This window comes from Pseudarthrobacter lactosi (assembly GCF_055412785.1).
Genome location: NZ_JBVAYS010000001.1, coordinates 694,906 through 718,018 on the forward strand (window position 1 = coordinate 694,906; position 23,113 = coordinate 718,018).

23 protein-coding genes are annotated in these 23,113 nt (G+C 65.4%); 1 reads left to right on the forward strand and 22 read right to left on the reverse strand.

Translation table 11 applies throughout. The features are described from left to right. Positions 1–17 precede the first annotated feature (17 nt). The 20 genes from ACZY0Q_RS03160 to ACZY0Q_RS03255 all read right to left on the reverse strand — a co-directional run bounded on the left by ACZY0Q_RS03160 (position 18) and on the right by ACZY0Q_RS03255 (position 19,514). Positions 18–785, reverse strand: coding sequence for an SDR family NAD(P)-dependent oxidoreductase (locus ACZY0Q_RS03160; protein ID WP_463914590.1), 768 nt, complete (start codon positions 783–785; stop codon positions 18–20). A gap of 11 nt (positions 786–796) precedes the next feature. Then, complete coding sequence (locus ACZY0Q_RS03165) at positions 797–1,765, reverse strand: 3-hydroxyacyl-CoA dehydrogenase family protein (RefSeq protein ID WP_463914592.1); 969 nt, start codon at positions 1,763–1,765, stop codon at positions 797–799. Between the two features lie 2 nt (positions 1,766–1,767). Beyond that, positions 1,768–2,250, reverse strand: a complete 483-nt coding sequence (locus ACZY0Q_RS03170; protein WP_463914595.1) for a ribose-5-phosphate isomerase — start codon at positions 2,248–2,250, stop codon at positions 1,768–1,770. Beyond that, entirely contained in the window at positions 2,247–4,031 is a 1,785-nt protein-coding gene (locus tag ACZY0Q_RS03175; RefSeq protein WP_463914598.1) for a dihydroxyacetone kinase family protein, read from the reverse strand. Before ACZY0Q_RS03175 ends, ACZY0Q_RS03170 begins: the two co-directional genes overlap by 4 nt. Positions 4,032–4,039: 8 nt before the next feature. After that, the gene (locus ACZY0Q_RS03180) at positions 4,040–5,041 is read right to left on the reverse strand and encodes a sugar phosphate isomerase/epimerase family protein (protein ID WP_463914601.1); all 1,002 of its coding nucleotides are present in this window, start codon (positions 5,039–5,041) and stop codon (positions 4,040–4,042) included. Between the two features lie 113 nt (positions 5,042–5,154). Beyond that, the gene (locus ACZY0Q_RS03185; protein ID WP_463914603.1) at positions 5,155–5,889 is read right to left on the reverse strand and encodes a GntR family transcriptional regulator; all 735 of its coding nucleotides are present in this window, start codon (positions 5,887–5,889) and stop codon (positions 5,155–5,157) included. A 124-nt stretch (positions 5,890–6,013) separates the two neighbouring features. Beyond that, the gene (gene nusB / locus ACZY0Q_RS03190; RefSeq protein ID WP_056340263.1) at positions 6,014–6,424 is read right to left on the reverse strand and encodes a transcription antitermination factor NusB; all 411 of its coding nucleotides are present in this window, start codon (positions 6,422–6,424) and stop codon (positions 6,014–6,016) included. Further along, positions 6,424–6,987: an elongation factor P gene (gene efp / locus ACZY0Q_RS03195; RefSeq protein WP_056340266.1), complete on the reverse strand. Its 564-nt coding sequence runs from the start codon at positions 6,985–6,987 to the stop codon at positions 6,424–6,426. The genes nusB and efp overlap by 1 nt, the downstream gene beginning before the upstream one ends. A 177-nt stretch (positions 6,988–7,164) precedes the next feature. Further along, positions 7,165–7,683 (reverse strand): tetratricopeptide repeat protein, encoded by a 519-nt coding sequence (locus ACZY0Q_RS03200; RefSeq protein ID WP_463914605.1) that lies wholly within the window; start codon positions 7,681–7,683, stop codon positions 7,165–7,167. Further along, positions 7,683–8,774, reverse strand: coding sequence for a 3-dehydroquinate synthase (aroB, locus tag ACZY0Q_RS03205; RefSeq protein ID WP_463914608.1), 1,092 nt, complete (start codon positions 8,772–8,774; stop codon positions 7,683–7,685). The genes ACZY0Q_RS03200 and aroB overlap by 1 nt, the downstream gene beginning before the upstream one ends. Next, a complete protein-coding gene (locus ACZY0Q_RS03210) occupies positions 8,771–9,316 on the reverse strand; it encodes a shikimate kinase (protein WP_463914611.1) in 546 nt (181 codons plus the stop codon). Before ACZY0Q_RS03210 ends, aroB begins: the two co-directional genes overlap by 4 nt. 23 nt (positions 9,317–9,339) lie before the next feature. Then, entirely contained in the window at positions 9,340–10,539 is a 1,200-nt protein-coding gene (aroC, locus tag ACZY0Q_RS03215) for a chorismate synthase (RefSeq protein WP_463914614.1), read from the reverse strand. 26 nt (positions 10,540–10,565) lie between these two features. Continuing rightward, a complete protein-coding gene (locus tag ACZY0Q_RS03220) occupies positions 10,566–11,426 on the reverse strand; it encodes a shikimate dehydrogenase (RefSeq protein WP_463914617.1) in 861 nt (286 codons plus the stop codon). Beyond that, positions 11,423–13,015, reverse strand: a complete 1,593-nt coding sequence (mltG, locus tag ACZY0Q_RS03225) for an endolytic transglycosylase MltG (protein ID WP_463914620.1) — start codon at positions 13,013–13,015, stop codon at positions 11,423–11,425. Before mltG ends, ACZY0Q_RS03220 begins: the two co-directional genes overlap by 4 nt. Then, positions 12,999–13,610: a Holliday junction resolvase RuvX gene (gene ruvX, locus ACZY0Q_RS03230; protein WP_463914623.1), complete on the reverse strand. Its 612-nt coding sequence runs from the start codon at positions 13,608–13,610 to the stop codon at positions 12,999–13,001. The genes mltG and ruvX overlap by 17 nt, the downstream gene beginning before the upstream one ends. 7 nt (positions 13,611–13,617) lie before the next feature. Then, on the reverse strand, positions 13,618–16,296 hold the full coding sequence (gene alaS, locus ACZY0Q_RS03235) for an alanine--tRNA ligase (RefSeq protein ID WP_463914626.1): 2,679 nt from the start codon (positions 16,294–16,296) through the stop codon (positions 13,618–13,620). A gap of 119 nt (positions 16,297–16,415) precedes the next feature. Continuing rightward, the gene (locus ACZY0Q_RS03240; protein ID WP_463914629.1) at positions 16,416–16,661 is read right to left on the reverse strand and encodes a DUF6167 family protein; all 246 of its coding nucleotides are present in this window, start codon (positions 16,659–16,661) and stop codon (positions 16,416–16,418) included. Between the two features lie 17 nt (positions 16,662–16,678). Further along, the gene (locus ACZY0Q_RS03245; RefSeq protein WP_463914632.1) at positions 16,679–17,053 is read right to left on the reverse strand and encodes a DUF948 domain-containing protein; all 375 of its coding nucleotides are present in this window, start codon (positions 17,051–17,053) and stop codon (positions 16,679–16,681) included. 145 nt (positions 17,054–17,198) lie between these two features. Continuing rightward, on the reverse strand, positions 17,199–17,825 hold the full coding sequence (gene rpsD / locus ACZY0Q_RS03250; protein WP_058932352.1) for a 30S ribosomal protein S4: 627 nt from the start codon (positions 17,823–17,825) through the stop codon (positions 17,199–17,201). Between the two features lie 288 nt (positions 17,826–18,113). Then, on the reverse strand, positions 18,114–19,514 hold the full coding sequence (locus tag ACZY0Q_RS03255) for a replication-associated recombination protein A (RefSeq protein WP_463914635.1): 1,401 nt from the start codon (positions 19,512–19,514) through the stop codon (positions 18,114–18,116). A gap of 76 nt (positions 19,515–19,590) precedes the next feature. On the opposite strand from ACZY0Q_RS03255, the gene ACZY0Q_RS03260 reads away from it, so the two are divergent. Then, complete coding sequence (locus ACZY0Q_RS03260; RefSeq protein WP_463914637.1) at positions 19,591–20,259, forward strand: acVLRF1 family peptidyl-tRNA hydrolase; 669 nt, start codon at positions 19,591–19,593, stop codon at positions 20,257–20,259. Positions 20,260–20,380: 121 nt separating this feature from the next. Here ACZY0Q_RS03260 and ACZY0Q_RS03265 read toward each other — a convergent pair whose 3' ends face one another. Next, positions 20,381–21,241 (reverse strand): GNAT family N-acetyltransferase, encoded by an 861-nt coding sequence (locus ACZY0Q_RS03265; protein WP_463914638.1) that lies wholly within the window; start codon positions 21,239–21,241, stop codon positions 20,381–20,383. A 69-nt stretch (positions 21,242–21,310) separates the two neighbouring features. Then, entirely contained in the window at positions 21,311–23,098 is a 1,788-nt protein-coding gene (gene aspS / locus ACZY0Q_RS03270) for an aspartate--tRNA ligase (RefSeq protein ID WP_463914640.1), read from the reverse strand. Between the last annotated feature and the right edge of the window lie 15 nt (positions 23,099–23,113).

Genomic DNA, 23,113 nt, shown 5'->3' on the forward strand with positions numbered 1-23,113 from the left:
GCCCATGGTGGTCCTTCCTAGTGCATGTAGAGTCCGCCATCCACGTTCAGCGTCTGGCCGGAGATGTACCCGGCGTCCTCGCTGATGAGGAAGGCGATGGCTGCTGCGATGTCGCGGGTGGAACCGACGCGGTTGACCACGAGGTCCTTGGTGAGTTCGTCTTTGCGTTCCTGGCTGAGGGTGCCGCCCATGATGTCCGTGTCGATGGGGCCGGGGGAAATGGCGTTGACCGTGATGTCGTACTCCCCCAGTTCGCGGGCGGTGGCGCGGGTCAGGCCGATGACCCCTGCCTTGGCCGCGGAGTACGGCGTCTTGGAGAAGGTGCCGCCGCCGCGCTGCGCGGAGACGGACGAGATGTTCACGATGCGTCCGATCCGGTTCTTCGCCATGGATTCGGCGACGCGGCGGGTGGCGTAATGGACCCCGTTGAGGTTGATGCTCATAACGCGGTCCCATTCGGCGGCGTCCAGTTCAAGGTACGGGACAGGTGAGCTGACGCCGGCCACGTTGGCCAGCGCGACGACCTGCGGCAGCTCAGCCTCGATCGAATCGATCGCTGCGCGGACGGAGGCTTCGTCGCCGATGTTGGCGCCGACGCCGTGGGCTTTCACGCCGTGCTGGGCGGCGATTTCCTTGGCGGTGGCCTGGGACTGGGCGTCATCCAGGTCGATGATGCCGATGTTCCAGCCCTGGGCGGCAAGGTAGCCGGCGGTGGCGCGGCCGATACCGCGTTCGGAGACGGCGCCAGTGATGATGGCCGTGCGTTCTGTGGGGAAAATGGTCATGGAAATGCTCCTTAGTTGATGGGGGCCGGGCCGAGCTCGTCGATGAGCTTCTGCATGGCCACGTACGCCCTGTTGCGGTAGGCGATGAGTTCCGGGGTGCGTTCGGCCGGGACGTTGAGGAAGCCCGCGCCGGTCTTGGTGCCGAGTTTGCCCGCCTCCACGAGGTCGGTGAGGATCTTGGGCGTGGCGAAGCGTTCCGGGAATTCGGTCTGCAGGGACTTGTAGCAGAAGTTGTAGACGTCCAGGCCGGCCATGTCTGCGATGGCGAACGGACCGAAGAACGGCAGGCGGAAGCCGAAGGTGGTGCGGACCAGGGTGTCCACGTCCTCAGCCGTCGCGATTCCCTGCTCCACGAGCTGTGCAGCCTCGTGGAAGAGGGCGTACTGCAGGCGGTTCAGGACGAATCCGGTGACGTCCTTCACCACCGCGGTCTGCTTGTTGGCGGCATGGACGAGATCCCGGACGGCACCGATGGTGGCGGCCGAAGTGCCTGCATGCGGGATGATCTCCACGCCAGGGATGAACGGGGACGGGTTGGAGAAGTGGACGCCCAGGAACCGCTCCGGGTTGGCGACCGGCTCGGACAGCTCCGCGATGGAGATGGTTGACGTGTTGGAGCCGATGATGGCGTCCGGCCGGGCGGCGGCGCTGATCCGTGCCAGCGTCTGGTGCTTGATGGCGATGACTTCCGGCACGGCTTCTTCGATGAAGTCGGCATCCGCTACGGCTTCCTCGATGTCCTTGGCTGCCCACAGATTCTGCTTGAGGATTTCCGTGGAGCCTGCCGGAAACAGGCCGTCGGCCACGAACTGGTCCGATTCGGCCAGCAGCCGCTCATAGTTGTTCTGTGCCACCTCGGCGGAGACATCGGCCAGGGCAACGCGGGCTCCGCCCAGTGCCAGGACCTGGGCAATGCCGCCGCCCATGTAGCCGGATCCGACGACGGCGATCTTGCGTGAGCTGTTAGAAGTTGTGGTCATGATCAGACTGCCTTCGTGTATTCGGGCTCATAGGAGCAGATGGCGTCGACCTTGCCGGCGGACGCGGAACTTTGATCAAAGCGGTGCTCGAGCCACTCGGCCACGAGCTTCTTGGCGAGCTCCAGTCCGATGACCCGCTGGCCAAGAGTGAGGACCTGGGCGTTGTTGCTGAGGACAGAGCGTTCCACGGAGTAGCTGTCGTGGGCCGTCACGGCCCGGATTCCGGGGACCTTGTTGGCCGCGATGGCCACGCCCAGTCCCGTTCCGCAGATGAGGAGTGCACGGTCCACTTCCCCGTCCGCCACCTTGCGGGCGGCCTTGACCGCGACGTGCGGGTAGGCGGTGGCATCGTTGGCCCCAACGCCGATGTCCAGCACCGAAGCGACGCGGCTGTCTGCCGTGAGCAGCGCCTTCAGTGCTTCCTTGTATTCGACGCCGGCCTCATCGTTGCCGATGACGATGCGCCAACCTGCGTGGGTGTTCATGTCGTTGCTCCTATTCCGGCCGTGGAGGCCAGTTCAGAATGGGCCAGCCCCGTGGAGCCGGGCTCCGCAAGCCCGGTGTGGATGTATGCGGCAATCCGTTCGGCGATCAGTCCAAAGGAGACCGCGCCGGGGTCGGGGTGCCCCAGGCTCTTTTCGGCCAGCGGACGGGCTCGGCCCTTGAGCGGGCGCAGTTCCGCTGTCTTCGCGGCCGCCGCCCGGGCGGCGACGGCGGCCGCGGTGAGAGACCCTGCCAGGGTGGTGCCGCCGTCGAACTCCCGGAGGAAGGCATCCCGGAACGGCAGGAGCGCGTCCACCATGGTCTTGTCGCCCGGCTCGGCCTTGCCAAGCTCCGTAATGGCGCCCACGAAAGCGGTCACGGCGGCAACCGCGTCCTCGTCGCCGTAGGTTTCCCGGTTGCCCATGGCCAGCCCTGACGCGATGACCGCAGATCCCCACAGTGCGCCTGAGGTTCCGCCGGCCCGTTCGCTCCAGGCCTCGCCGGCGGCTTCAAGCACCCGTCCCACCGAAGCGCCGGCCGTTGCGGCCTGCGCGGCGGCGTCGACTGCTGCTTCCACACCCCGGCGCATACCGATGCCGTGGTCGCCGTCGCCGGCAATGGCGTCCAGCTTGCCGAGTTCTTCTTCGTGTTCGACCACGACGTCCCGAACCTGCGCTAGGACGGCGGCTGCGTTGCGGCCCAGGCCGGCGGAGGCCAGCGATGCTGTTTCCGCCTCGGCTGCCTCACGCTCTTCCGGCCGTGCCGCCTCGCGGCGGGCACGCGGGGCAAGGTTGCCCTTGCGGTAGGCCGGTGAGTCTGCGGGGGCGGCCCAGTACTGTTCGAGTTCCTCATCCAGCCAAAGCAGCGTGAGGGAAAGCCCGGACATGTCCAGGCTCGTGACCAGCTCGCCGCATTCCGGTTCCACCACGGTCAGACCGGCCGCGGTGAGCAGCTTTTCGATCTTGCCGAACAGGAGGAAGAGTTCGTCGTACTTGACGGTACCCAGGCCGTTGACGATGGCCACCACCCGGTTTCCGCGGTGAACCGGGGTGTCCGCGAGGAGTCGCAAGACCAGCAGGTCGGCGAGTTCGGAGGCCGTGGGCATGGGATGTTCCGAGATGCCCGGTTCCCCGTGGATGCCCAGGCCCAGGGACATCTGGCCTGCGGGCACATGGAAGAGCGGTTCGGCGGCGCCGGGCAGGGTGCAGCCGTCGAAGGCCACGCCCAGGGAACGCGTGCGGTCGTTGGCCTTGATGGCGAGCCGTTCCACCTCGTCCAGGCTCAGGCCTGCCTCGGCTGCGGCACCGGCAATCTTGAACACCGTGAGGTCGCCGGCGATGCCACGACGCTTCCCGATCTGGTCCGTTGGTGCGCTGGCGATGTCGTCCGTGACGGTCACCGTGCGGGTCTCGATTCCCTCGGCGTTCAGGCGAAGCTGCGCCTGGCCAAAATGAAGGACGTCGCCCGCGTAGTTGCCGTAGCTCAGCAGCACTCCCCCGCCGGCGTTTGCCGCTTTGGCCACGCGGTAGACCTGCCCGGCGGCCGGTGAAGCGAACATGTTTCCGCAGGCGGAGGCAGTTGCCAACCCTGGCCCCACCAGGCCGGCGAAAGCCGGATAGTGTCCGGAGCCGCCTCCGACGACAAGTGCGACCTGGCCGGCGGGCACCTCGGTCGAGCGGACTACACCGCCGTTGACACGGGCAACGTAGCCGCGGTTGGCAGCGACAAAGCCGTCGAGCGCCTCATCCGCAAAATCAGCGGGATTGTCGAAAATCCGGGTCATGGCTGTTCCTACACTCCTGCGAGTTCCGCGGCGGGCTGCTGCCGCCCCTGGGACACCTGGCTCTGGCCCAGGGCGTAGCCGTCCTTCTTTGGCAGGACATGGCGGCGGAGGTATTCCTGGTTGCGGGCCGTGACGCTGAGGCCGTCTCCGCCGTAGTGCTCGGCACAGATGATGCCCTGGTAGCCGGCGGCAAGTGCAACCTTGAAGGCTTCGCGGTAGTTGATGAGGCCGCTCTCCATCGGGGCGGGCATGGTGATGTAGCTGTCGCGCGCCACGTCCTCATCCCGGATGTAGTTCTTCATGTGCCAGTAGTTGGAGTACGGCATGGTCTTGGCTACCATTTCGCGCCAGTCCTCGATGGGCCGGTGCAGGCGGATCAGGTTGCCGAGGTCCGGGTTGAGCCCAACGTTGGCCAGGCCGATGTCCTGCACCAGCTGCACCGAGGAGTCCGCAGTGCCGAGGTAGGTATCCTCGTACATCTCCAGGGACAGCAGGACGCCGGCGTCTGCTGCGTGTTTGCCAAGTTCCCGGATGCGCGAGACTGCCTTGCCCCACGTTTCCTTGTCCCCGACCGGGTCCTTGTATCCCTCAACGGTCCAGAACCAGAGCTGCTTCTGCTGCTCCGGTGTAATGGCCTGGTGCAGTCCGAAGGAGACAACTTCGCAGCCGAGTTCGGCAGCTGCGTCAATGGTCCGGTGGCTGTAGGCGAGATTGTCTGCCCAGTCCGTCTCGTGGATCACGCTGCGGCGGATGGCGGAAATGACCGGGATCCCGATGCCCACGTTCGCTGCGGTCTGCTTGAACTCGGCGAGCCGCTCCTTGCCCAGATCGCCGGGACGGACCCAGCTGTCCGTCAGGTCAGCGTTGGCAAAGCCGGCTTCCTTCACCTCGGTCAGGACTTCCGCCCAGCTGCACGCGTCGGCGTCGTTGATCTGCGTGCCCTTGACGTCTGTTCCCGGAAACTGCAGCAGTGCTGCGGTGATGGGCCAATTCTCAGCTGTGTAAGCCACGATGCTTCACTCCTTCGTAATCCTCTTTCCTATAGGATCTACTATCAAAAAGAAGTTGTCAAGATCACATCCTGGCGGGGTCCTACCCTACCGCTACCTACATCGGGCCGTGATTAGCTCTCCGGGGCGTCGGCAATGGCCCGGGAACGGACCTTGCGGATATGGTCCGCCATGGCTGCCGCTGCTTTGTCCGGGTCCCCGGTGGTAACGGCGTCAAGTACTGCCTGGTGTTCCGCGATGGCGTGCTCGGCATCCGTAATGCCCACGCCGCCGAAGAGCCTGAACCGTTGGACCTGTCCCCCGAGGGCCGCGTAAGCAGCCTCCATAAACTGGTTTCCGGTCTGCCGCGCAATCAGTTGGTGGAACCGCTCGTCCGCTTCGAGATAGTCCTTGAACTCGGCAAACGACGGCCCCCGCGGCGCGGATTTCAAGTCCTCAACGGCCTGTTCGAGCTCGGCCAGGCCATGCTGGTTGATGCGTTCACAGGCAAGCCGTGCGTTGACGGGCTCGATTGCCAGCCGCGCCTCCATCAGCTCCGCAAAATCCTCCCGGGTGAAAACGGGAGCCACGCGGTAGCCTTTCAACGCCACCCTCCGGACCATCCCTGTATGCTCAAGCCGCGCCAGGGCCTCGCGGACAGGGGTGGGCGAAACGTCCAGTTCGCGGGCCGTCCCGTCAATACTGACCACGGCGCCGGGCGCCAGCCGGCCATCCATCAGGGATGCCAGGAGCTCCGCATAAACGTGGTCCGCCAGCACTTCGCGGCTGACCGCCCGGCCAGTCCTGCGGGGGCCGGTCTGGTCATTTGGAGTGCTGCCGGCACGGGGGCCCTGGGACGCGTTTTGCATATTCAGATCCTATAGGAAGCGCCCGTCAGCGGTCGTTTCCGGGACGCAAAGAGCCCCGGCCAGGCGGACCTGGTCGGGGCTCTTGATGACGCTGTGCACGGACTCGTGGCCCGGGCGAAACAGCTCAGGCGAGCAGCGAAGGCTTCAGTTGCTGGAGCCGGCCGAGGAGGCCGTTAATGAACGACGGCGATTCATCTGTTGAGAGCGTCTTGGACAGCGCGACCGCCTCACTGACCGCGACGCCGTCGGGAACGTCATCGTTGTACAACAGTTCCCAGGTGCCGATCCGCAGGATGATGCGGTCCACCGAAGGCATACGTTCCAGGGTCCAGCCCTGGGAATAGGTCTCGAGGAATTCGTCGATGGCGGTCTGCTGCGAGACGACGCCCTCCACGATTTCCAGGGTGTACGGGTTCACGATCTGGTCCGTCAGTTCGCGCCGGGACCTGAGTACGTCAAAAGCGGAAACCGAGCGCTGCTCAGCTTCGAAGAGAACGTCCAGTGCCCTGTTACGGGCCTTACCGCGTGCGCTCACTACTCGCTGACCCGGCCAAGGTAGCTGCCGTCGCGGGTGTCGACCTTGACCTTGGTGTTGTTCTCGACGAACAGCGGAACCTGGATCTCGTAGCCCGTTTCGAGGGTTGCGGGCTTGGTGCCGGCGGACGAGCGGTCGCCCTGCAGGCCAGGCTCGGTGTAGGTGATTTCCAGGACAACGCTGGGCGGAAGCTCGATGTACAGCGGGTTGCCTTCGTGGATGGCGATGTTCACCATCTGGTTCTCCAGCATGAAGTTGGTGGCGTCGCCAACAGTGGCACCGGAGACGGTGAGCTGGTCGAAGTCCGAGGTGTCCATAAACACGAAGTCGGCGCCGTCCTGGTACAGGTACTGGTAGTCGCGGCGGTCAACCGTGGCGGTCTCGATCTTAAGGCCGGCGTTGAACGTCTTGTCTACAACTTTGCCGGACATCACGTTCCGCATCTTGGTCCGCACAAACGCGCCACCTTTGCCGGGCTTGACGTGCTGGAATTCAATGATGTTCCAGAGCTGGCCCTCGAGCTTAAGGACCGTTCCGTTCTTGATGTCGTTAGTGGTTGCCACTGGTATCCTCTGGTTTCTATCTGTCTGGTCAGTTGTCAGACGTTCTATGCCGGCCAGGCATGCCGAACGGCCCGCCAGCGCGTGTTTATCAAAAATCCAAGAACTATTCTACCGGTAAAACCAGGGCGGCTTGTGTCCGGGCCTCACCGGCTGGCCACCCGCAACGTTACAAGCCTGTCAGCAGGCAAGATCCAGGACGTCGCGGGCCCGCTGCAGCGCCACTGTGGACGAGTAAATCTGTGCGGCATCAGCCGATTGCGCGACCCGAAGGTCCAGCGCACGGGAAAAGGCTTCCACCGCGGCGGACGTGTGTCCGGCGGCGTATTGGGTTTTGCCCAGGTGTTGCAGGACCAAGGCTTCACGGTCAGTTCCGTGGAACTCCGCAAGCAGCTGGCGGAACAGGTCAAGGGCACGGTCCGTGCGGTGCGAGACGCGCAGCACCTCAGCCTCGAACGTGCGGAGGCGGAAGGACTCAGGGTCCTTGAAGCGGGCCTCCGCGAGCAGTTCGGCCGCCTCCGCAGCATGGCCCTCCACGATCAGGACGAAGATCTGGTCTGAGGGATCCGTGGACGCCGCCAGGGCCTCGCGGCAGGCATCCTCGTTGACGATCTCCGGCAGCAGGGACTCCGGGTTGATCCGAATTCCGGGGAAGCCAGCCTCGGGCCAGTCGCTGGTGCCTGCCACGTCGCCCTGCATCAGGAGGCGATTTCCTGGTAGGCGGCGAAGAGCAGTGACGTGTCCGGGACATCCAGGATGCCCGGTTTCGCGATGCCGTCCAGAACCACAAAGCGCAGGAGGTCCCCGCGTGATTTCTTGTCCCGCCGCATGCCGTCCAGCAGTCCCTGCCAGCGGTCCCGCCGGTATGTGACCGGGAGGCCCAGGGTTTCGAGGATGCTGCGGTGGCGGTCGGCATCGGCGTCGCCGAGCCGGCCGACGCTGCGCGCAAGTTCAGCGGCAAACATCATGCCTACCGATACCGCCGCGCCGTGGCGCCAGGAGTAACGCTCCACCAGTTCAATGGCGTGCCCCAGGGTGTGGCCGTAGTTCAGGATTTCGCGCAGTCCGGATTCCTTGAGGTCCTCCGAGACGACTTTTGCTTTTACCGCGATGGCGCGCTCAATGAGTTCGCGCAGAGCGTCCGATCCGGGGTCGGTGGCCGCCGCCGGGTCCTTTTCGATCAGGTCCAGGATGGCCGGGTCTGCGATGAAACCGCACTTAATGACCTCAGCCATGCCGGAAATGATTTCGTTCCGGGGCAAGGTGTTGAGCGTGTCCAGGTCCACCAGCACGCCGGCCGGCGGGTGGAAGGAGCCCACCAGGTTCTTGCCCTCAGCGGTGTTGATGCCGGTTTTCCCACCCACGGACGCATCCACCATGCCCAGCAGGCTGGTGGGCATGTGTATGACCTTGACGCCGCGGAGCCAAGTGGCGGCCACAAAACCGGCCAGGTCGGTGACGGCCCCGCCGCCCACTGCCACGATGGCGTCGGAGCGCGTGAAGTCGTTCTGGCCCAGGACCTGCCAACAGAAAGCGGCCACCTGGATGTGCTTGCCTTCTTCGGCGTCAGGGATTTCCGCGGTCAGCGAGGTGAAACCAGCTGCTGAGAGTTCGTCGCGGACGGTGTCACCCGTGAGCCGCAGCGCACGGGGATGGATCACCAGCACACGCCGGACCCGCTCCCCCAACAGCGCCGGAAGGTTCCCCAGGAGACCGCGGCCAACTACGACGTCGTAATTCTGCCCGGCGGATTCGCCGGTGACCTTGATGACTGTTGAATCAACGCTCAATTTTCAACTTCCTGTTTGGCGGCCGCGTAGTCACGCAGCGCAACTTCGAGCCGGTGTCCCAGCTCGCTGACCGAGCCATGGCGGACATCCACCACAAGGTCGGCCAGCCGTTCGTAAACGGGTTTCCTGGTAACAAAGAGTGCTGACCATCGGGCCATGGCATCGCCGGCGAGCAGCGGCCGGCCCGAATTCCGGGCAATACGGACGGCCACGGTTTCCTCATCACATTCGAGGTACACCACGGTGCAGCGGCCCAGGAGCTGCTGCGTGCCGGAATCCAGCACTGCACCGCCACCCAGGGATATCACGCTGGCCGAGCCTTCTGCATGTTCCACCGCGCTGGCCACGGTCCGGGCCTCAATCTCCCGGAATGCGTGCTCGCCGCGGCCCGCAAAGATGGACGCGATACTGCCATGGGCGTCCACGATCAGGTTGTCCGTATCGACAAACCGCACGTCCAGCAGCTTGGCCAGCTCGTGGCCGATCGCGGACTTTCCCACCGCCATGGGTCCGATGAGGACAATGGGCCGGCTGCCAGGCACACCGGCCTTACGGCTCCCGGGCACTAGTGGCCGATCGAGTCCAGGGATGCCGGAATGTTGTCCAGGTAACCCTTGATGTTGCGGGCGGTCTCCGCCACGGAGTCACCGCCAAACTTTTCGGTGACAGCCTCGGCCAGGACCAGGGCCACCATCGCCTCAGCCACAACACCGGCGGCGGGCACGGCACAGACGTCCGAGCGCTGGTGGTGCGCCTTCGCAGGCTCACCCGTGCTGACGTCAACCGTACGCAGGGCGCGGGGAACCGTGGCGATGGGCTTCATTGCTGCACGCACGCGCAGGACGTCGCCGATGCTCATGCCGCCTTCAATGCCGCCGGCCCGGTTGCTGGTACGGATGATCTTGCCGTCGGCGTCCTTGACGATTTCGTCGTGGGCTGCGGAGCCGCGGCGTGCGGCGGTCAGGAAACCGTCGCCGACTTCCACGCCCTTGATCGCCTGGATGCCCATGAGGGCGGCGGCCAGCCGGGAGTCGAGCCTGCGGTCCCAGTGGACGTAGCTGCCCAGTCCCGGCGGGAGGCCGTAGGCGAGCACTTCCACCACGCCGCCAAGGGTTTCGCCTTCTTTGTGGGCCGCGTCTACTTCGGCGACCATGGCATTGGAGGTCTCGCGGTCGAAGCAGCGCAAGGGATCGGCGTCGAGCGCAATCACGTTGGCCGGAACGGGCAGCGGACGGCCCTCGGGCACGGTCACGCTGGCGATGGAGACGGTGTGGCTGACCAGTTCGATGCCGAGCGCCTTGAGGAACTGGGACGCGACGGTGCCCATGGCAACGCGGGTGGCCGTCTCCCGGGCGCTGGCGCGTTCCAGGACGGGCCGGGCTTCGGAGAACCCGTACTTCTGCATGCCGGTGAAGTCGGCGTGCCCCGGACGGGGCCGGGTCAGGGGCGCGTTGCGGGCCTGGTCCGCCAGGATTTCCGGATCCACCGGATCGGCAGCCATGATCTGCTCCCATTTGGGCCATTCGGTGTTGGCGACCTGGATGGCCACCGGACCGCCCTGGGTCAGGCCGTGGCGGACGCCGCCGAGGATGGTCACGACGTCCTGTTCAAATTTCATACGTGCGCCCCGGCCGTAGCCAAGGCGGCGGCGTGCCAATGAATCGGCGATCTGCCCGCTGGTGAGTTCAACACCGGCGGGGACGCCTTCAATAATTCCCATCAGGGCCGGACCATGGGATTCACCGGCAGTCAACCAACGCAACATAATTTCCATCCTGCCACGTATGGCGGTCAGAACGCCCGTCGGGGAAGGCCGACTGAGTCGCACATCACATCTATGACAGACGCATTAACGTCGTCACCGCAGCCGGTGAACAAGCGTACCTGCTCCACTGCCTGGTACAACAACATTTCGAGTCCGGGCACCACGGCGCCGCCGCCGGACTGCCACACTGAGGCGATCCGGCTGGGCCACGGATCGTAGGCCACATCCAGGAGGACACCGGGCGTTCCGGTTCCCAACGCGGCGATCTCGGCCGCCAGCCCGTCCGCGGCGCGCGGCGGCAGCGTAGAAATTACGACGTCGGCACTTGCCGTGGGCACTGCCGCTTCAGTCAGCGGCCGGACAACAAGGGAAAGGCCAACGCCGGCCGCGGCGGCGCGTGCTTCCTCGGCCCGGGACGTATCCCGGACGAACACCTGCGCGTGCTGCGTGCCAAGATCCTTCAGCGCGGCCACCGCGGCTGCGGCTGTACCGCCTCCGCCGAGGACGACGGCTGCGGGGCTGGCCGGCACCCCGGCGTTGCGGACAGCGTTGACGATGCCGGCGACGTCGGTGTTATATCCGATGCGCCTGACGGAGCCGAGGTCTTCCTCGAAGGCGACTGTGTTGACCACGCCCAGCGTCCGTGCCACGCCGCGGACTTCGTCCACTTCGGCAACCATGCCTGATTTCAGGGGCATGGTCACTGAGAGTCCACGCCAGCCCTGCTGCGTCCTGACCTGTTCCATAAACGCGGGCAGCGCCTGCTCGGTCAGGTCCAGGGCCGTGTAGCCGATGTCCATCCCGAGTTTGCGGTAGGCCGCCAGGTGCAGGGCCGGTGACTTGGAGTGGCTGATCGGATGGCCCAGGACGGCGGCCCGGAGGCTCATGTGCAGCGGCCCACGTTGGCCTGGCACCAGGTGTTGTACTGGCTGACGTAGACGTTGTGTTCGTCGAGTGTCTTGGAGAACTTTGTCTCTTTAGTGTCCAGGTTGATGGTTACCCAGTACAGGTAGTCGTTCGTTTTGGGCTTGGCCGCCGCATCGATGGCGGTCTTACCCGGTGAGCCGATGGGACCCGGCGGCAGGCCTGGATTGGCGTACGTGTTGTACAGGTTGGACTTGTCCTTGCGCTCTTCATCGGTGAAATTGAAGCTCTTGGTGCCCAGTCCATACGTCACAGCTGAATCCACTTGCAGGAAGCCGGACGTCTGGTCATTCGGCTTGAGGCGGTTGTAGATGGCCCCGGCAACGTCCCCGTATTCAGCCTGTCCGCCTTCAGCCTGGACAATGCTCGCCACGATCACAGCTTCATACTGCTTCGCCGGATCGGTGATGCCCTGTGCCACAAGTTCGTCCGTGGTCGCCTTCACCAGCGACTGCAGGATGTCCTTGGCCGGTGTGCCGAGCGGGAAGCGGTACTCCCCCGGAGCGAGGTAGCCCTCAAGGTTTTTCGCGTTGGCCGGGAGCCCAAACTGCGCGGGAGCGTTACTGAGCTCCTTCAGTTGCTGCAGCGACACGCCGGAGCCCTCCGAGATGGCCTGCAGCGACTCGCCCACCCTGAGACCGGCACTCAAGGCGAAGTAGATGACTTTGCTCTTGTCGGTGCCGAGCAGGACGCTGACGGCGTCGGCGTTTTTCATTTCCATCTTGAACGTGTACTCCCCCGGCGCCAGCGTTCCGCCGGAAGAAGTAAACACCTGCAGGAAAGTGTCAGCGTTGGCCACGACTTTACCGGTTTCCAGTTTGCTGGCCACGGAGCGCGTACCTTCACCTGGCTGGACCGAAACTACGACTTCGCCAGAACCGGGGCCGGGGTAATCGGCAGCTTTATCGCTTCCCAGCAGGGGTTTCAGGAACTGCGCGCCCACGGCGATCGCTGCCACGAAAACGACGAGCGTCAGGAACAGTGCCAAGAGGCGACGGCGGCGCCGCACCTTCTTGGAGGGCTTTGCCACTACGGAACCCGCTGCTGCGCCGGCGAACAGGCCGGAGTCGGCATGGTGATCATCTGGATAGTGGCCATCGACATGGTGATCATCCAGGTGGCCTGCATCGTGGTGTTCTTCGTCAGCGTAGTGGTGCCCGGCGTCGTGCGCTTCATAAAAGTGCTGGTCTCCGGGGTGGTCTTCATGAACCTGGGCGTCAACCGGATGGTGGTCTGCGATCGGACCGGCGTCATGGATGGAAGGCGGCGTATCCGGCACTGTAGGAACAGCCGGCTGCGGCTCGGGCTCGGGGGCGTGGACCGGCGCAGGCTGGGGCTCCGGCTCAGGGGCAGGCTCCGGAGTGGTTGCAGCTTCGGAAACAGGAGCCGTGGCAGGTGCAGCCGCATCCTGCCCCGTCTCGTAGGCCTGTTCGGGAACCACATCGCTGCTTCCCGTGTGCTTCTCCAGGGCGCGGAGCTCTTTGCGGGTCAGCGGCCTGGCGCCATCGTTGCTCGTGGCGCCTGAGGCGTCGTCGTTATTGGACGGGCTCACTGTAGCCTTCCGTGTTCTGAGATCGGGACGTACCTTCCGGGGCTGCATGCTCGGGCTGAACTGCCGAACCTGCTCCGGACGGCCGAGTACGGGGCGGCGCAGTCACGCGGCTGCCAACGTCCGTTCCCCTCGCTTTTTGCATGTCGATGGCGTGCTGGAGGATACCTGCCGCTGCGACCTGATCCACTACTTTACGGTGGTTCCTGCTGCTCATGCCAGCTTCGTGCAGGTTACGGTGCGCCGTAACACTGCTCAGGCGCTCGTCCACCAGGTTGACGGGAACGTCCATTTCCCGGGCAACAAACTCCGCAACCAGCAGTTCGGCGTAGACGGTGGCCATCCTGGCAGAGGCGTGTTCCTCGCCCTTCATGGTGCGTGGCAGCCCCACGAAGACCTGGACGGCGCCCAGTTCCCCGGCGAGTGACGCGATGATACGAACGTCGGAATTCTTTTTGACGTTGCGGTCCAGGGTCTTGTGCGGAGTGGCGAGGATCTCGTCCCGGTCGCAGATGGCGACGCCCACGCGGACGGTGCCCACGTCTACCCCCAGCTTGATGCCCTGGGGGTAGACGGCGGCGCCAGCGGATTCTGTCACAGGTTCCCTAGCGCCGGGTGATGGCGTCCACAACGGCGGCCAGCGCCGGTGCGACCTTGGCGGCGTCCGTGCCGCCACCCTGGGCGACGTCGTCCTTGCCACCGCCGCCGCCGCCGAGGATTCCGGCCGCGAGCCGGACCAGGGCGCCGGCCTTCACGCCGGCTTCGCGGGCTGCCTCGTTGGTGGCCACGAGAATCATGGGCCGGTCATTGCTGACACCTGCCACCGCCACCGTGGATGCTGCCGAACCGAGGCGGTTGCGCAGGTCGAGGGCAAGGTTGCGGATGTCGTCTGCGCCGCCGATCTGGCCGGCGTCGTGTGCAATGACCTGGACGCCGGCTGCGTCCCGGGCTGTACCCACGAGGTTTCCTGCCGCCGCGGCGATCTGTTCCTTGCGAAGGCGGTCGAGTTCCTTCTCCGTGGCCTTGAGCTTGTTCAGCGTGCTTGCGATTCTGTCGGCAAGCTGGCCGGAGGGCACTTTGAGCATCTCGGTCAGTTCAGTCACCAGGGCGCGCTCGGCGGCCAGATGGCGGAAAGCATCCATGCCCACGAAGGCCTCCACCCGGCGGTTGCCTGAACCGACCGACTGCTCGCCGAGCAGCGACAGGCTGCCGATCAGGGACGTGTTTGCCACGTGCGTGCCGCCGCAGAGTTCCCGGGACCACGCGCCGTCGATCTCCACAACACGGACTTCGCTGCCGTAGTTTTCGCCGAAGAGCGCCATGGCCCCCAGCGCCTTGGCCTCTGCCAGGCCCATGACCTTGGTGTCCACACGGAAGTTGTTGCGGATGGCGAGGTTGGAGACTTCCTCTATTTCCGAACGGGTGGCGGTGCTGAGGCCTTCGCCCCAGGCGAAGTCGAAGCGGAGGTAGCCGGCCTTGTTGTAGGAACCGCGCTGCGTGGCTTCGGGGCCGAGGATCTGGTGCAGGGCGGCGTGCACAATGTGCGTGCCGGTGTGGGCCTGCTCGGCGGCGTGGCGCCGCTCGCGGTCCACGGCTGCGCGGACCAGCGAGTCGGAGCCGATCTCGCCCTCGCGGACGATTGCCTTATGGACGCTCAGGCCCTTGACGGGGCGCTGGACGTCCAGGACCTCGACGACGAATCCGTCACCGGTGATGAGGCCCGTGTCAGCCGACTGGCCTCCGGCCTCAGCGTAGAACGGGGTCTCGGCCAGGACGAGTTCAATCTCGTCGCCGGTGGCGGCGTGCCCCACGTTTTGTCCGCGGCTGAGAATGCCCCGGACCCGGGACTCACCATCAAGCTCCGTGTACCCGGTGAAGACAGTCTCGCCCTGGGCCAGCAGTTCCTGGAAGGCGCTGAGATCGGCGTGGCCGCCCTTCTTGCCCTTGGCGTCAGCCTGGGCACGGTGCCGCTGTTCGAGCATAAGACGGCGGAATTCCGGCTCGTCGACGTTCAGGCCTGCTTCCTCGGCCATTTCCAGGGTGAGGTCGATCGGGAAACCGTAAGTGTCGTGCAGGGCGAAAGCATCGGCACCGGAAAGCGGCGTACCGGCGGCCTTGGACTCCGTCACGGCATCTTCGAGGCGGGCAGTGCCTGAAGCGATGGTGCGCAGGAAGGCCCGCTCTTCGGCATAGGCGATCCGGCTGATGCGGTCAAAGTCGGTCGCCACGACGGGGTAGACGCCCTTCATGGCATCGCGTGAGGCGGGGAGCAGATCCGGCAGGCAGGCCTTTTCGACGCCGAGCAGGCGCATGGAACGCACGGCGCGGCGGATCAGGCGGCGCAGGACGTAGCCACGGCCCTCGTTGGACGGGGTCACGCCGTCGGCGATCAGCATAAGGGCCGAACGGATGTGGTCACCCACAACGCGCATGCGGACGTCGTCCGTGTGGTGCGGATCCTCGGGTGTTTCGGCCGAGGTGTACTCGCGGCCGGACAGCTCGGCAGCCCTGTCGATCACAGGCCGGACCTGGTCGGTTTCGTACATGTTCTCGACGCCCTGCAGGATCATCGCGAGGCGCTCCATGCCGAGGCCGGTGTCGATGTTCTTTTTGGGCAGCTCGCCGATCACGTCGAAGTCGTCCTTCGAGCGGACGTTGTCGATCTGGTACTGCATGAACACCAGGTTCCAGATTTCGACGTAGCGGTTTTCGTCCGCAATGGGACCGCCCTCAACGCCGTACGCAGGACCCCGGTCGTAGTAGATTTCCGAACAGGGGCCTGCGGGGCCCGGCTGGCCGGTGTGCCAGTAGTTGTCGGCCTTGCCCATGCGCTGGATGCGCTCGGACGGAACGCCGGTGTTTGTCAGCCACAGCTCCTTGGCTTCGTCGTCCTCCTCGTAAACCGTCACCCACAGCAGTTCCGGCGGAAGGCCGTAGCCGCCGTCGTCCACGCTCTTGGTGAGCAGCTCCCAGGCGAACTTGATGGCGTCTTCCTTGAAGTAATCGCCGAAGGAGAAGTTGCCGCACATCTGGAAGAAGGTGCCGTGGCGGGCGGTTTTGCCCACCTCTTCGATGTCACCGGTGCGGATGCACTTCTGAACGCTGGTGGCCCGGTCGAAAGGGGCCTCTTCACGGGCAGTCAGGTAAGGGATGAACGGGACCATGCCGGCCACGGTGAACAGGAGGGAGGGGTCGCTGGAGACCAGCGAGGCGGAGGGAACCGCGGTGTGCCCCTTGCTGACAAAAAAGTCCACCCAGCGCTTTGTGATCTCCTGCGACTTCATGAGCTGATTACATACCCTTCTCGGTTCACGCGTTATGCCACGCATGACTTATTGATTCAGACGGCAGTCCCGGCAAGCGGGGGCTGCTGGTTTAATTCTCGCGCGTTTTTTCCGCGGGTTCAGCGGTGGCTGAGATCCCGCGAGGGGACGGCCGGGGAGTCGATCCCGAGGGCGGCCCGGAGATCTGTCTCGCGCTCGTGCATCCCGGCCCGCACGGCATCCGCGAAGTCGTAGACGCCGTCGGCCAGCCGGCCCACGGCGCGGTTCAGACCCTCGGGCCCCAGGTTGGACTGGGCTTCGCTGATCTTGCGGAAAGCGATGACACCGATGGCCACGCCGATTCCCATCCAGACAAATCGTTTCATTTCAGTTCTCCGGTGGCTTAGCGGCTACGGCGGCCGGGTGCAGGCTTCTTGCGGTTGGCGAGGGCCGAGCGCACGCCGTAGCTGAAGGCCGCCACCTTGATCAGCGGCGAACCGACGGTCGCTGCAATGAGTGATGACAAGGCCGAAAGGTTTGCCGACGCATCCGAAACGTTGGAGGCGATGCCGTCCACTTTTTTGAGCTGTTGGTTGGTGGTGGAGACAGTCGCCGTGACTTCGTCCATCAGGGGCGTGGCGCCGTCACTGAGGGACCGGATGGAAGTCCGTATCTCTTCCAGCACACTACCGAGCTTCAGGATGGGCACAGCAAGCAGCAGCACCAGGAGTGCGAACACCCCGGCCGCGATCAGGCCGGCAATATCGCCACCAGACATAGACGTTCAACTCCTTGAAACTGACATGGATCTTTTACCTCCGCGCACGCTGCCTTGATGCGTTCCGCGGATGTCCCCCAAGTACCTTACATACAAAGAAGCCCGTGGCGCTTGCCACGGGCTTCTTTGGATACGCTGCTGGGATTTAGCGTGCGTAGAATTCGACGACGAGCTGCTCTTCGCAGGTTACGGGAACCTCGGAGCGCTTCGGGCGACGGACCAGGCGGGCCTGAAGGGCGTCAAGCTTGACGTCCAGGTAGGCCGGAACCTGGGGCAGGACGTCGCGGTGTGCGCCGGCTGCTGCAACCTGGAGCGGAACCATGGTTTCGCTGCGGGTGTGGACGTGGACAAGCTGGCCTTCGCTGACGCGGAAGGACGGGCGGTCAACGCGGATGCCGTCAACCATGATGTGGCGGTGCACAACGAGCTGGCGGGCCTGGGCGATGGTGCGGGCGAAGCCGGCACGCAGCACGAGGGCGTCAAGACGCATTTCGAGCAGTTCGATCAGGTTTTCACCGGTCAGGCCCTTGGTGCGGCGGGCTTCTTCGAAGGCGCGGGTCATCTGGGCTTCGCGGATGCCGTACTGGGCGCGCAGACGCTGCTTTTCGCGCAGACGTACGGCGTAGTCGGAGTCCTGCTTCTTGCGGGCACGGCCATGCTCACCGGGGCCGTACGGGCGGCGCTCCATGTACTTGGCGGCCTTGGGGGTCAGAGCAATGCCGAGTGCACGCGAGAGGCGTGCTGTACGGCGAGCACGAGTGTTGTTAGCCACTTGTGTCCTTCCAATATCTGCGGTGTGTCAGTGTTACTGGCCTCCATAATGGAGAGCATCGGCCAACCGCTGCCTTTTGCTACTGGGCACAGGGCTACCCCAACGAAACAGCACAAAATACTGAAGGATGGGGAGATTGCGTCCGCGCCTTGCCAGACAACGAACAATCTTAGCAGGATTCGGCTGCAATCCCACACTCCGGCCGCGGCTCCCCTGCGTCACTTCTTCACCCAAGTGGCATCACTCCAGCGGCATCACGGCCCAGGGTCACCCGATCGCCGACGCCGGTCAGTTGCCGCGGATGATTTTCCGCAGCCGTTCGAGGCGCACGGCGATGTCGCGTTCCGTGCCGTTGGCGGTGGGCTCGTAGTAGTCCCGACCCACCAGGTCATCCGGCGGGTACTGCTGGCTGGCCACGGAGTGGGGGGCATCGTGGGCGTATTTGTAGCCGAGCCCGTGGCCCAGCTGCTTGGACCCCGGGTAGTGCGCATCGCGCAGGTGCGCCGGGATCCCGTTGCCCAGGCCGGTACGGATATCCGCCACGGCCTTGTTGAGTCCCATGTAGGCGGCATTGGATTTCGGCGCGGTGGCCAGATGCACCACGGCCTCGGCCAGCACGATCCGCCCTTCGGGCATGCCGATCAGCTGTACCGCCTGGGCGGCGGCAACCGCCGTCTGCAGCGCAGTAGGGTCCGCCATTCCCACGTCTTCGGCTGCCGAAATCACAATTCGCCGGGCAATAAACTTCGGGTCCTCGCCAGCTTCCAGCATTCTCGCGAGGTAGTGCAGGGCGGCGTCCACGTCGGACCCTCGTACCGATTTGATGAAGGCACTGACGACGTCGTAGTGCTGGTCGCCGGCGCGGTCATAGCGCACGGCGGCAACATCCAGGGCACGTTCGGTGTGCTTGAGCTCCACAGTGACCAGCGAGTCGGCATCGGCGTCATCCGCATCGCCGAAGGCCACACCCGCCGCCGCTTCGAGGGCTGTCAGGGCGCGGCGAGCGTCGCCGCCGGCGAGCCTGACGAGGTGGGCCAGTGCCTCAGCACTGAGCTCCACTTTCCCGTTCAGGCCGCGCTCGTCAGAGACGGCGCGCTGCAGAAGCCCTTCAATGTCCGCCGCTGTCAGCGGTTTCAGGGTGAGCAGGAGCGAACGGGACAGCAGTGGCGAGACCACGGAAAAGGACGGGTTTTCGGTGGTGGCCGCCACGAGCACCACCCAGCGGTTCTCCACGCCGGGCAACAGGGCATCCTGTTGTGCCTTGTTGAAGCGGTGGATTTCGTCAAGGAAAAGCACGGTGGTGGTCTTGTAGAGATCCCGCGCCGTAAGGGCTTCGTCCATGACCCGCCGAACGTCCTTGACGCCCGCGGTGATGGCCGACAGCTCCACGAACTTCCGCCCCTTGCCCTTGGCAATCACGTGGGCGAGCGTGGTCTTTCCGGTCCCGGGAGGTCCCCAGAGGATCAGGGAGCTGGGGCCTGCCGGACCCAGGGCGTCGGTGCCGGCCGCCAACTGCCGCAACGGCGATCCCTGCCCCAGCAGGTGCTGCTGGCCCACCACATCGTCCAGGGTGCGTGGCCGCATCCGGACGGCCAAGGGGCTGCGCGGCGCGGCGGTACGGCCCGACGACGGCGGTTCGTCACTGTCGTCGTCGTCATTGCCATGCCCTTGGGCGAAGAGATCATCCACATAGATAGGCTACTCATTAGTTCACCGCCCCACTTCCGCCCGCCATTTCCCGCCCCCCCACCTAAGGGATCCCGCCATGAGCGCACGCAGCACCCCCGCCGGCCGTCCGGGGTCCGTCAGGACCGCGTTTGTGTCCGGCGAACGCCTGGCAGGATGGGCGGAGCGTTTCGGGGCCGCGCACGGCGGCTTCCGGATCAGCGATGACGACGACGGCGTGCGGCTGCTGGCGGCCGACGGCACCACCGCGTTGCTCCAGGCGCCCTGGCCACCGGACGGACGGCCGGGACGGGGCGCCGATGCGCTGGAGCGCCTGGCCTCCGTCGCCGCCCAGCCACGGACGGCCGGACTGGTACTGGTGCGGCGCGGCGGCTACGCGGCGGCCGTGGCCAGGGAAGGCATCCTCCTCGCGTCCAAGACGGGCTCCCGCTACGTGCAGTCCCGGACTGCGGCCGGTGGCCAGTCCCAGCAACGGTTCGCACGCCGCCGGGCCAACCAGGCGGATGAGCTGGTGGAAAAGGTGGCGGCGCATGCAGCAGCGGTCTTCGGGGGCCAGTTACTCGAATATCTTGCTCCCGGCGGGGACCGGACCCTCGCGGGGCTGGTCATGGACCACCCGGCAATGAGGCCCTATGCCTCAGTCCCGCGGCTGGACTTCCTGGATGTGCCCGATCCCAACGGCTCGGTGCTGCGGAAGGCCGCCGCGGATGTGTGCGCAGTCAGGATCCAGGTTGCGGACGCCCCCTAGCTAGCGATGGCCCAGGCGGAACAACCCTCCTGATGCAACGCGGGGTCACTTCTCGCCCGATAAACCTCGGTTATCGGGCGAGAAGTGACCCCGCATTGCCTATGACAGGGGGCGGGTCGCGTCAACAGCCGGTCAGATGGCGCTTGGGCCGTTCCTGCCGGTAGAGGTAGCGCCCGGTTTCCTGGAATCCCGCCTTGGCGTAGAGCTGCTGGGCGCCGGGATTCGCTGCGGTGACCAACAGCCAGTAACCGGCTAAGTTGCGGGCGGCGCCTTCGTGCAGGAGAGCCTGCATGATCCGTAGGGCATGGCCGCGCCGCCGGGCGTCCGGACGGGTGGCCATGCAGTAAAGCCCGCCCCAACCCCCTGTTGCCTCCGCCTCAGGAACAGCCAGCCGTCCGACGGCGGCGGGGACGCCGTCGTCCGACCTCACCAGGGCGTACACCGACGGGCAGCCTGCCAGGATGCTGCGTGCGGTCTCCCGTTCGGCCGGACCGCCGCGGCCATCGACGCTCCACCACAGCTCAAGCCACTCATCGCTGGCGTCCGTGGAGAGCTCGACGCCGGGATCGGCTACCTCAGGGCGGGTCACCGCAGGTCGAGCCGCAGGTGGGTCCGCAACGTGGTCTGCCGCGTGCGCGCCGTTGCTCCGGCACATCACCAGTGTTTCGGACTGCCGGGTGAAGCCTTCCCTGTCGAGGACGGTATTCAGTCCGGTCGAGCGGGGATCATCGAAGACCTGGCAGATGAGCGGAAGCCGGCGGTTCCGGTACCAGAGACGTGCCTCACGGAGTGCAGCGAGCTGGGCGCGTGGATCGGCGCCGGGTTCCCGGGGCCACACAGAGTTGGCCCTCTGGGTCACGCCGGCGGCTGCCCGGAGCACCCAGCCGCCGGATTCCTCGCGGTCCGGCGCCGGCCAGGCGGCGTCCATCAGCGCCTCAAGCCCGGGCAGGGCATGGGCTTGTGCCGCACGTGAAACTGTCATGGCATACCACCCTTCCAAGGCGAAAGGCCCCCCGGTTTCCCGGGGAGCCCCTCGACTGCGGTGTTCAGATTACTCGGCCTTTTTGGGCTCTTCCGATTTCGTCTGGGGCTTGAAGTCCACGCCGGCTTCCTTGCGCTGCTGCGGCGTGATCGGCGCGGGGGCCTGGGTCAGGGGGTCGTAGCCGTTTCCGGTCTTCGGGAAGGCAATGACGTCGCGGATGGACTCCACACCTGCCAGGAGTGCCACCACACGGTCCCAGCCGAAGGCGATGCCGCCGTGCGGCGGTGCGCCGTACTTGAAGCCCTCCAGCAGGAACCCGAACTTGGTCTGGGCATCTGCCCGGTCCAGGCCCATCAGTTCAAACACACGTTCCTGAACGTCGCGCTCGTGGATACGGATGGAGCCGCCGCCGATTTCGTTGCCGTTGCAGACGATGTCGTAGGCGTAGGACAGGGCCGATTCCGGGTCCTTGTCGAACGTATCCATGAACTCGGGCTTGGGTGAGGTGAAGGCGTGGTGGACGGCCGTCCACTTGCCGGCACCAACCGCCACATCGCCGGACGCCACCGCAGCGGCGGCCGGTTCGAACATGGGGGCGTCCACCACCCAGCAGAAGGCCCAGGCGCTGGGATCGATCAGGCCGGTGCGGTGGCCAATCTCCACGCGGGCAGCACCCAGGAGGGCCCGGGCCGCTGACTTCTCACCTGCGGCGAAGAAGATGCAGTCGCCCGGCTTGGCGCCCACGGCGCCGGCGAGGCCTGCGCGCTCGGTTTCGTTCAGATTCTTGGCAACCGGGCCAGCCAGTTCGCCGTCTTCCTTGAAGAGGACGTATGCCAGGCCCTTGTGGCCGCGCTGCTTGGCGAATTCCTGCCAGCCGTCCAGGGTGCGTCGCGGCTGGGAAGCGCCGCCGGGCATCACCACTGCGCCCACATACGGGGCCTTGAAGACACCAAAGCCGGTGTCCTTGAAGAATTCAGTGAGCTCAGTCAGCTCCACGCCGAAACGGAGATCGGGCTTGTCCGAGCCATAGCGCGCCATGGCGTCCGCGTAGGTGATGCGCTGGATGGGCGTCGGGATCTCGACGTCGATCAGCTTCCACAGCGCCTTGACGATGTTTTCGCCCAGGGCAATGATGTCGTCTTGGTCCACGAAGCTTGCTTCGATGTCCAGCTGGGTGAATTCGGGCTGGCGGTCGGCGCGGAAGTCCTCGTCGCGGTAGCAGCGCGCGATCTGGTAGTACTTCTCGAAGCCGCCCACCTGCAGGAGCTGCTTGAAAAGCTGCGGGGACTGCGGGAGCGCATACCAGGAACCCGGCGCCAGGCGGGCTGGAACCACGAAGTCGCGGGCGCCTTCCGGCGTCGAACGCGTCAGCGTGGGTGTTTCGATCTCGACATAACCGTCCTGGTGGAGCAGTTCGCGGGCAATCCGGTTGGCTTCGGAGCGCAGCCGGAGGTTGCGGGCGGGGCCGGGGCGGCGCAGGTCAAGGTAGCGGTGCTTCAGGCGGGCTTCCTCACCGACCTCCACATGCTCATCGATCTGGAACGGCAGCGGATCGGAGGTGTTGAGGATAACCACCTTGTCAGCCATGACCTCGATGGCACCGGTGGCCAGGGCGGGGTTCTCATTGCCCTCAGGGCGCTTGGAAACGGTGCCGGTGATCTGCAGGACGTACTCGTTGCGCAGACCGTGGAAGACTTCTTCCTCACGGACCACGACCTGGGCCACGCCGGACGCATCGCGCAGATCCACGAAGGCAACACCACCGTGATCACGACGGCGGCCCACCCAGCCGGCCAGGGTTACGGTTTGTCCAATGTGCTCGGAGCGAAGGGATCCGAGGTCATGTGTGCGCAGCACAGCACGCCTTTCTGA

Bases quoted from the DNA above. Each gene is read 5' to 3' on its own strand.
- ACZY0Q_RS03220 (WP_463914617.1), bottom strand. From the start codon at position 11,426: ATGAGCCTCCGGGCCGCCGTCCTGGGCCATCCGATCAGCCACTCCAAG.
- ACZY0Q_RS03175 (WP_463914598.1), bottom strand. From the start codon at position 4,031: ATGACCCGGATTTTCGACAATCCCGCTGATTTTGCGGATGAGGCGCTC.
- ACZY0Q_RS03260 (WP_463914637.1), top strand. From the start codon at position 19,591: ATGAGCGCACGCAGCACCCCCGCCGGCCGTCCGGGGTCCGTCAGGACC.
- ACZY0Q_RS03240 (WP_463914629.1), bottom strand. From the start codon at position 16,661: ATGAAACGATTTGTCTGGATGGGAATCGGCGTGGCCATCGGTGTCATC.
- ACZY0Q_RS03185 (WP_463914603.1), bottom strand. From the start codon at position 5,889: ATGCAAAACGCGTCCCAGGGCCCCCGTGCCGGCAGCACTCCAAATGAC.
- ACZY0Q_RS03265 (WP_463914638.1), bottom strand. From the start codon at position 21,241: ATGACAGTTTCACGTGCGGCACAAGCCCATGCCCTGCCCGGGCTTGAG.
- ACZY0Q_RS03165 (WP_463914592.1), bottom strand. From the start codon at position 1,765: ATGACCACAACTTCTAACAGCTCACGCAAGATCGCCGTCGTCGGATCC.
- ACZY0Q_RS03200 (WP_463914605.1), bottom strand. From the start codon at position 7,683: ATGCAGGGCGACGTGGCAGGCACCAGCGACTGGCCCGAGGCTGGCTTC.
- ACZY0Q_RS03170 (WP_463914595.1), bottom strand. From the start codon at position 2,250: ATGAACACCCACGCAGGTTGGCGCATCGTCATCGGCAACGATGAGGCC.
- aroC (WP_463914614.1), bottom strand. From the start codon at position 10,539: ATGTTGCGTTGGTTGACTGCCGGTGAATCCCATGGTCCGGCCCTGATG.
- ACZY0Q_RS03245 (WP_463914632.1), bottom strand. From the start codon at position 17,053: ATGTCTGGTGGCGATATTGCCGGCCTGATCGCGGCCGGGGTGTTCGCA.
- alaS (WP_463914626.1), bottom strand. From the start codon at position 16,296: ATGAAGTCGCAGGAGATCACAAAGCGCTGGGTGGACTTTTTTGTCAGC.
- ACZY0Q_RS03160 (WP_463914590.1), bottom strand. From the start codon at position 785: ATGACCATTTTCCCCACAGAACGCACGGCCATCATCACTGGCGCCGTC.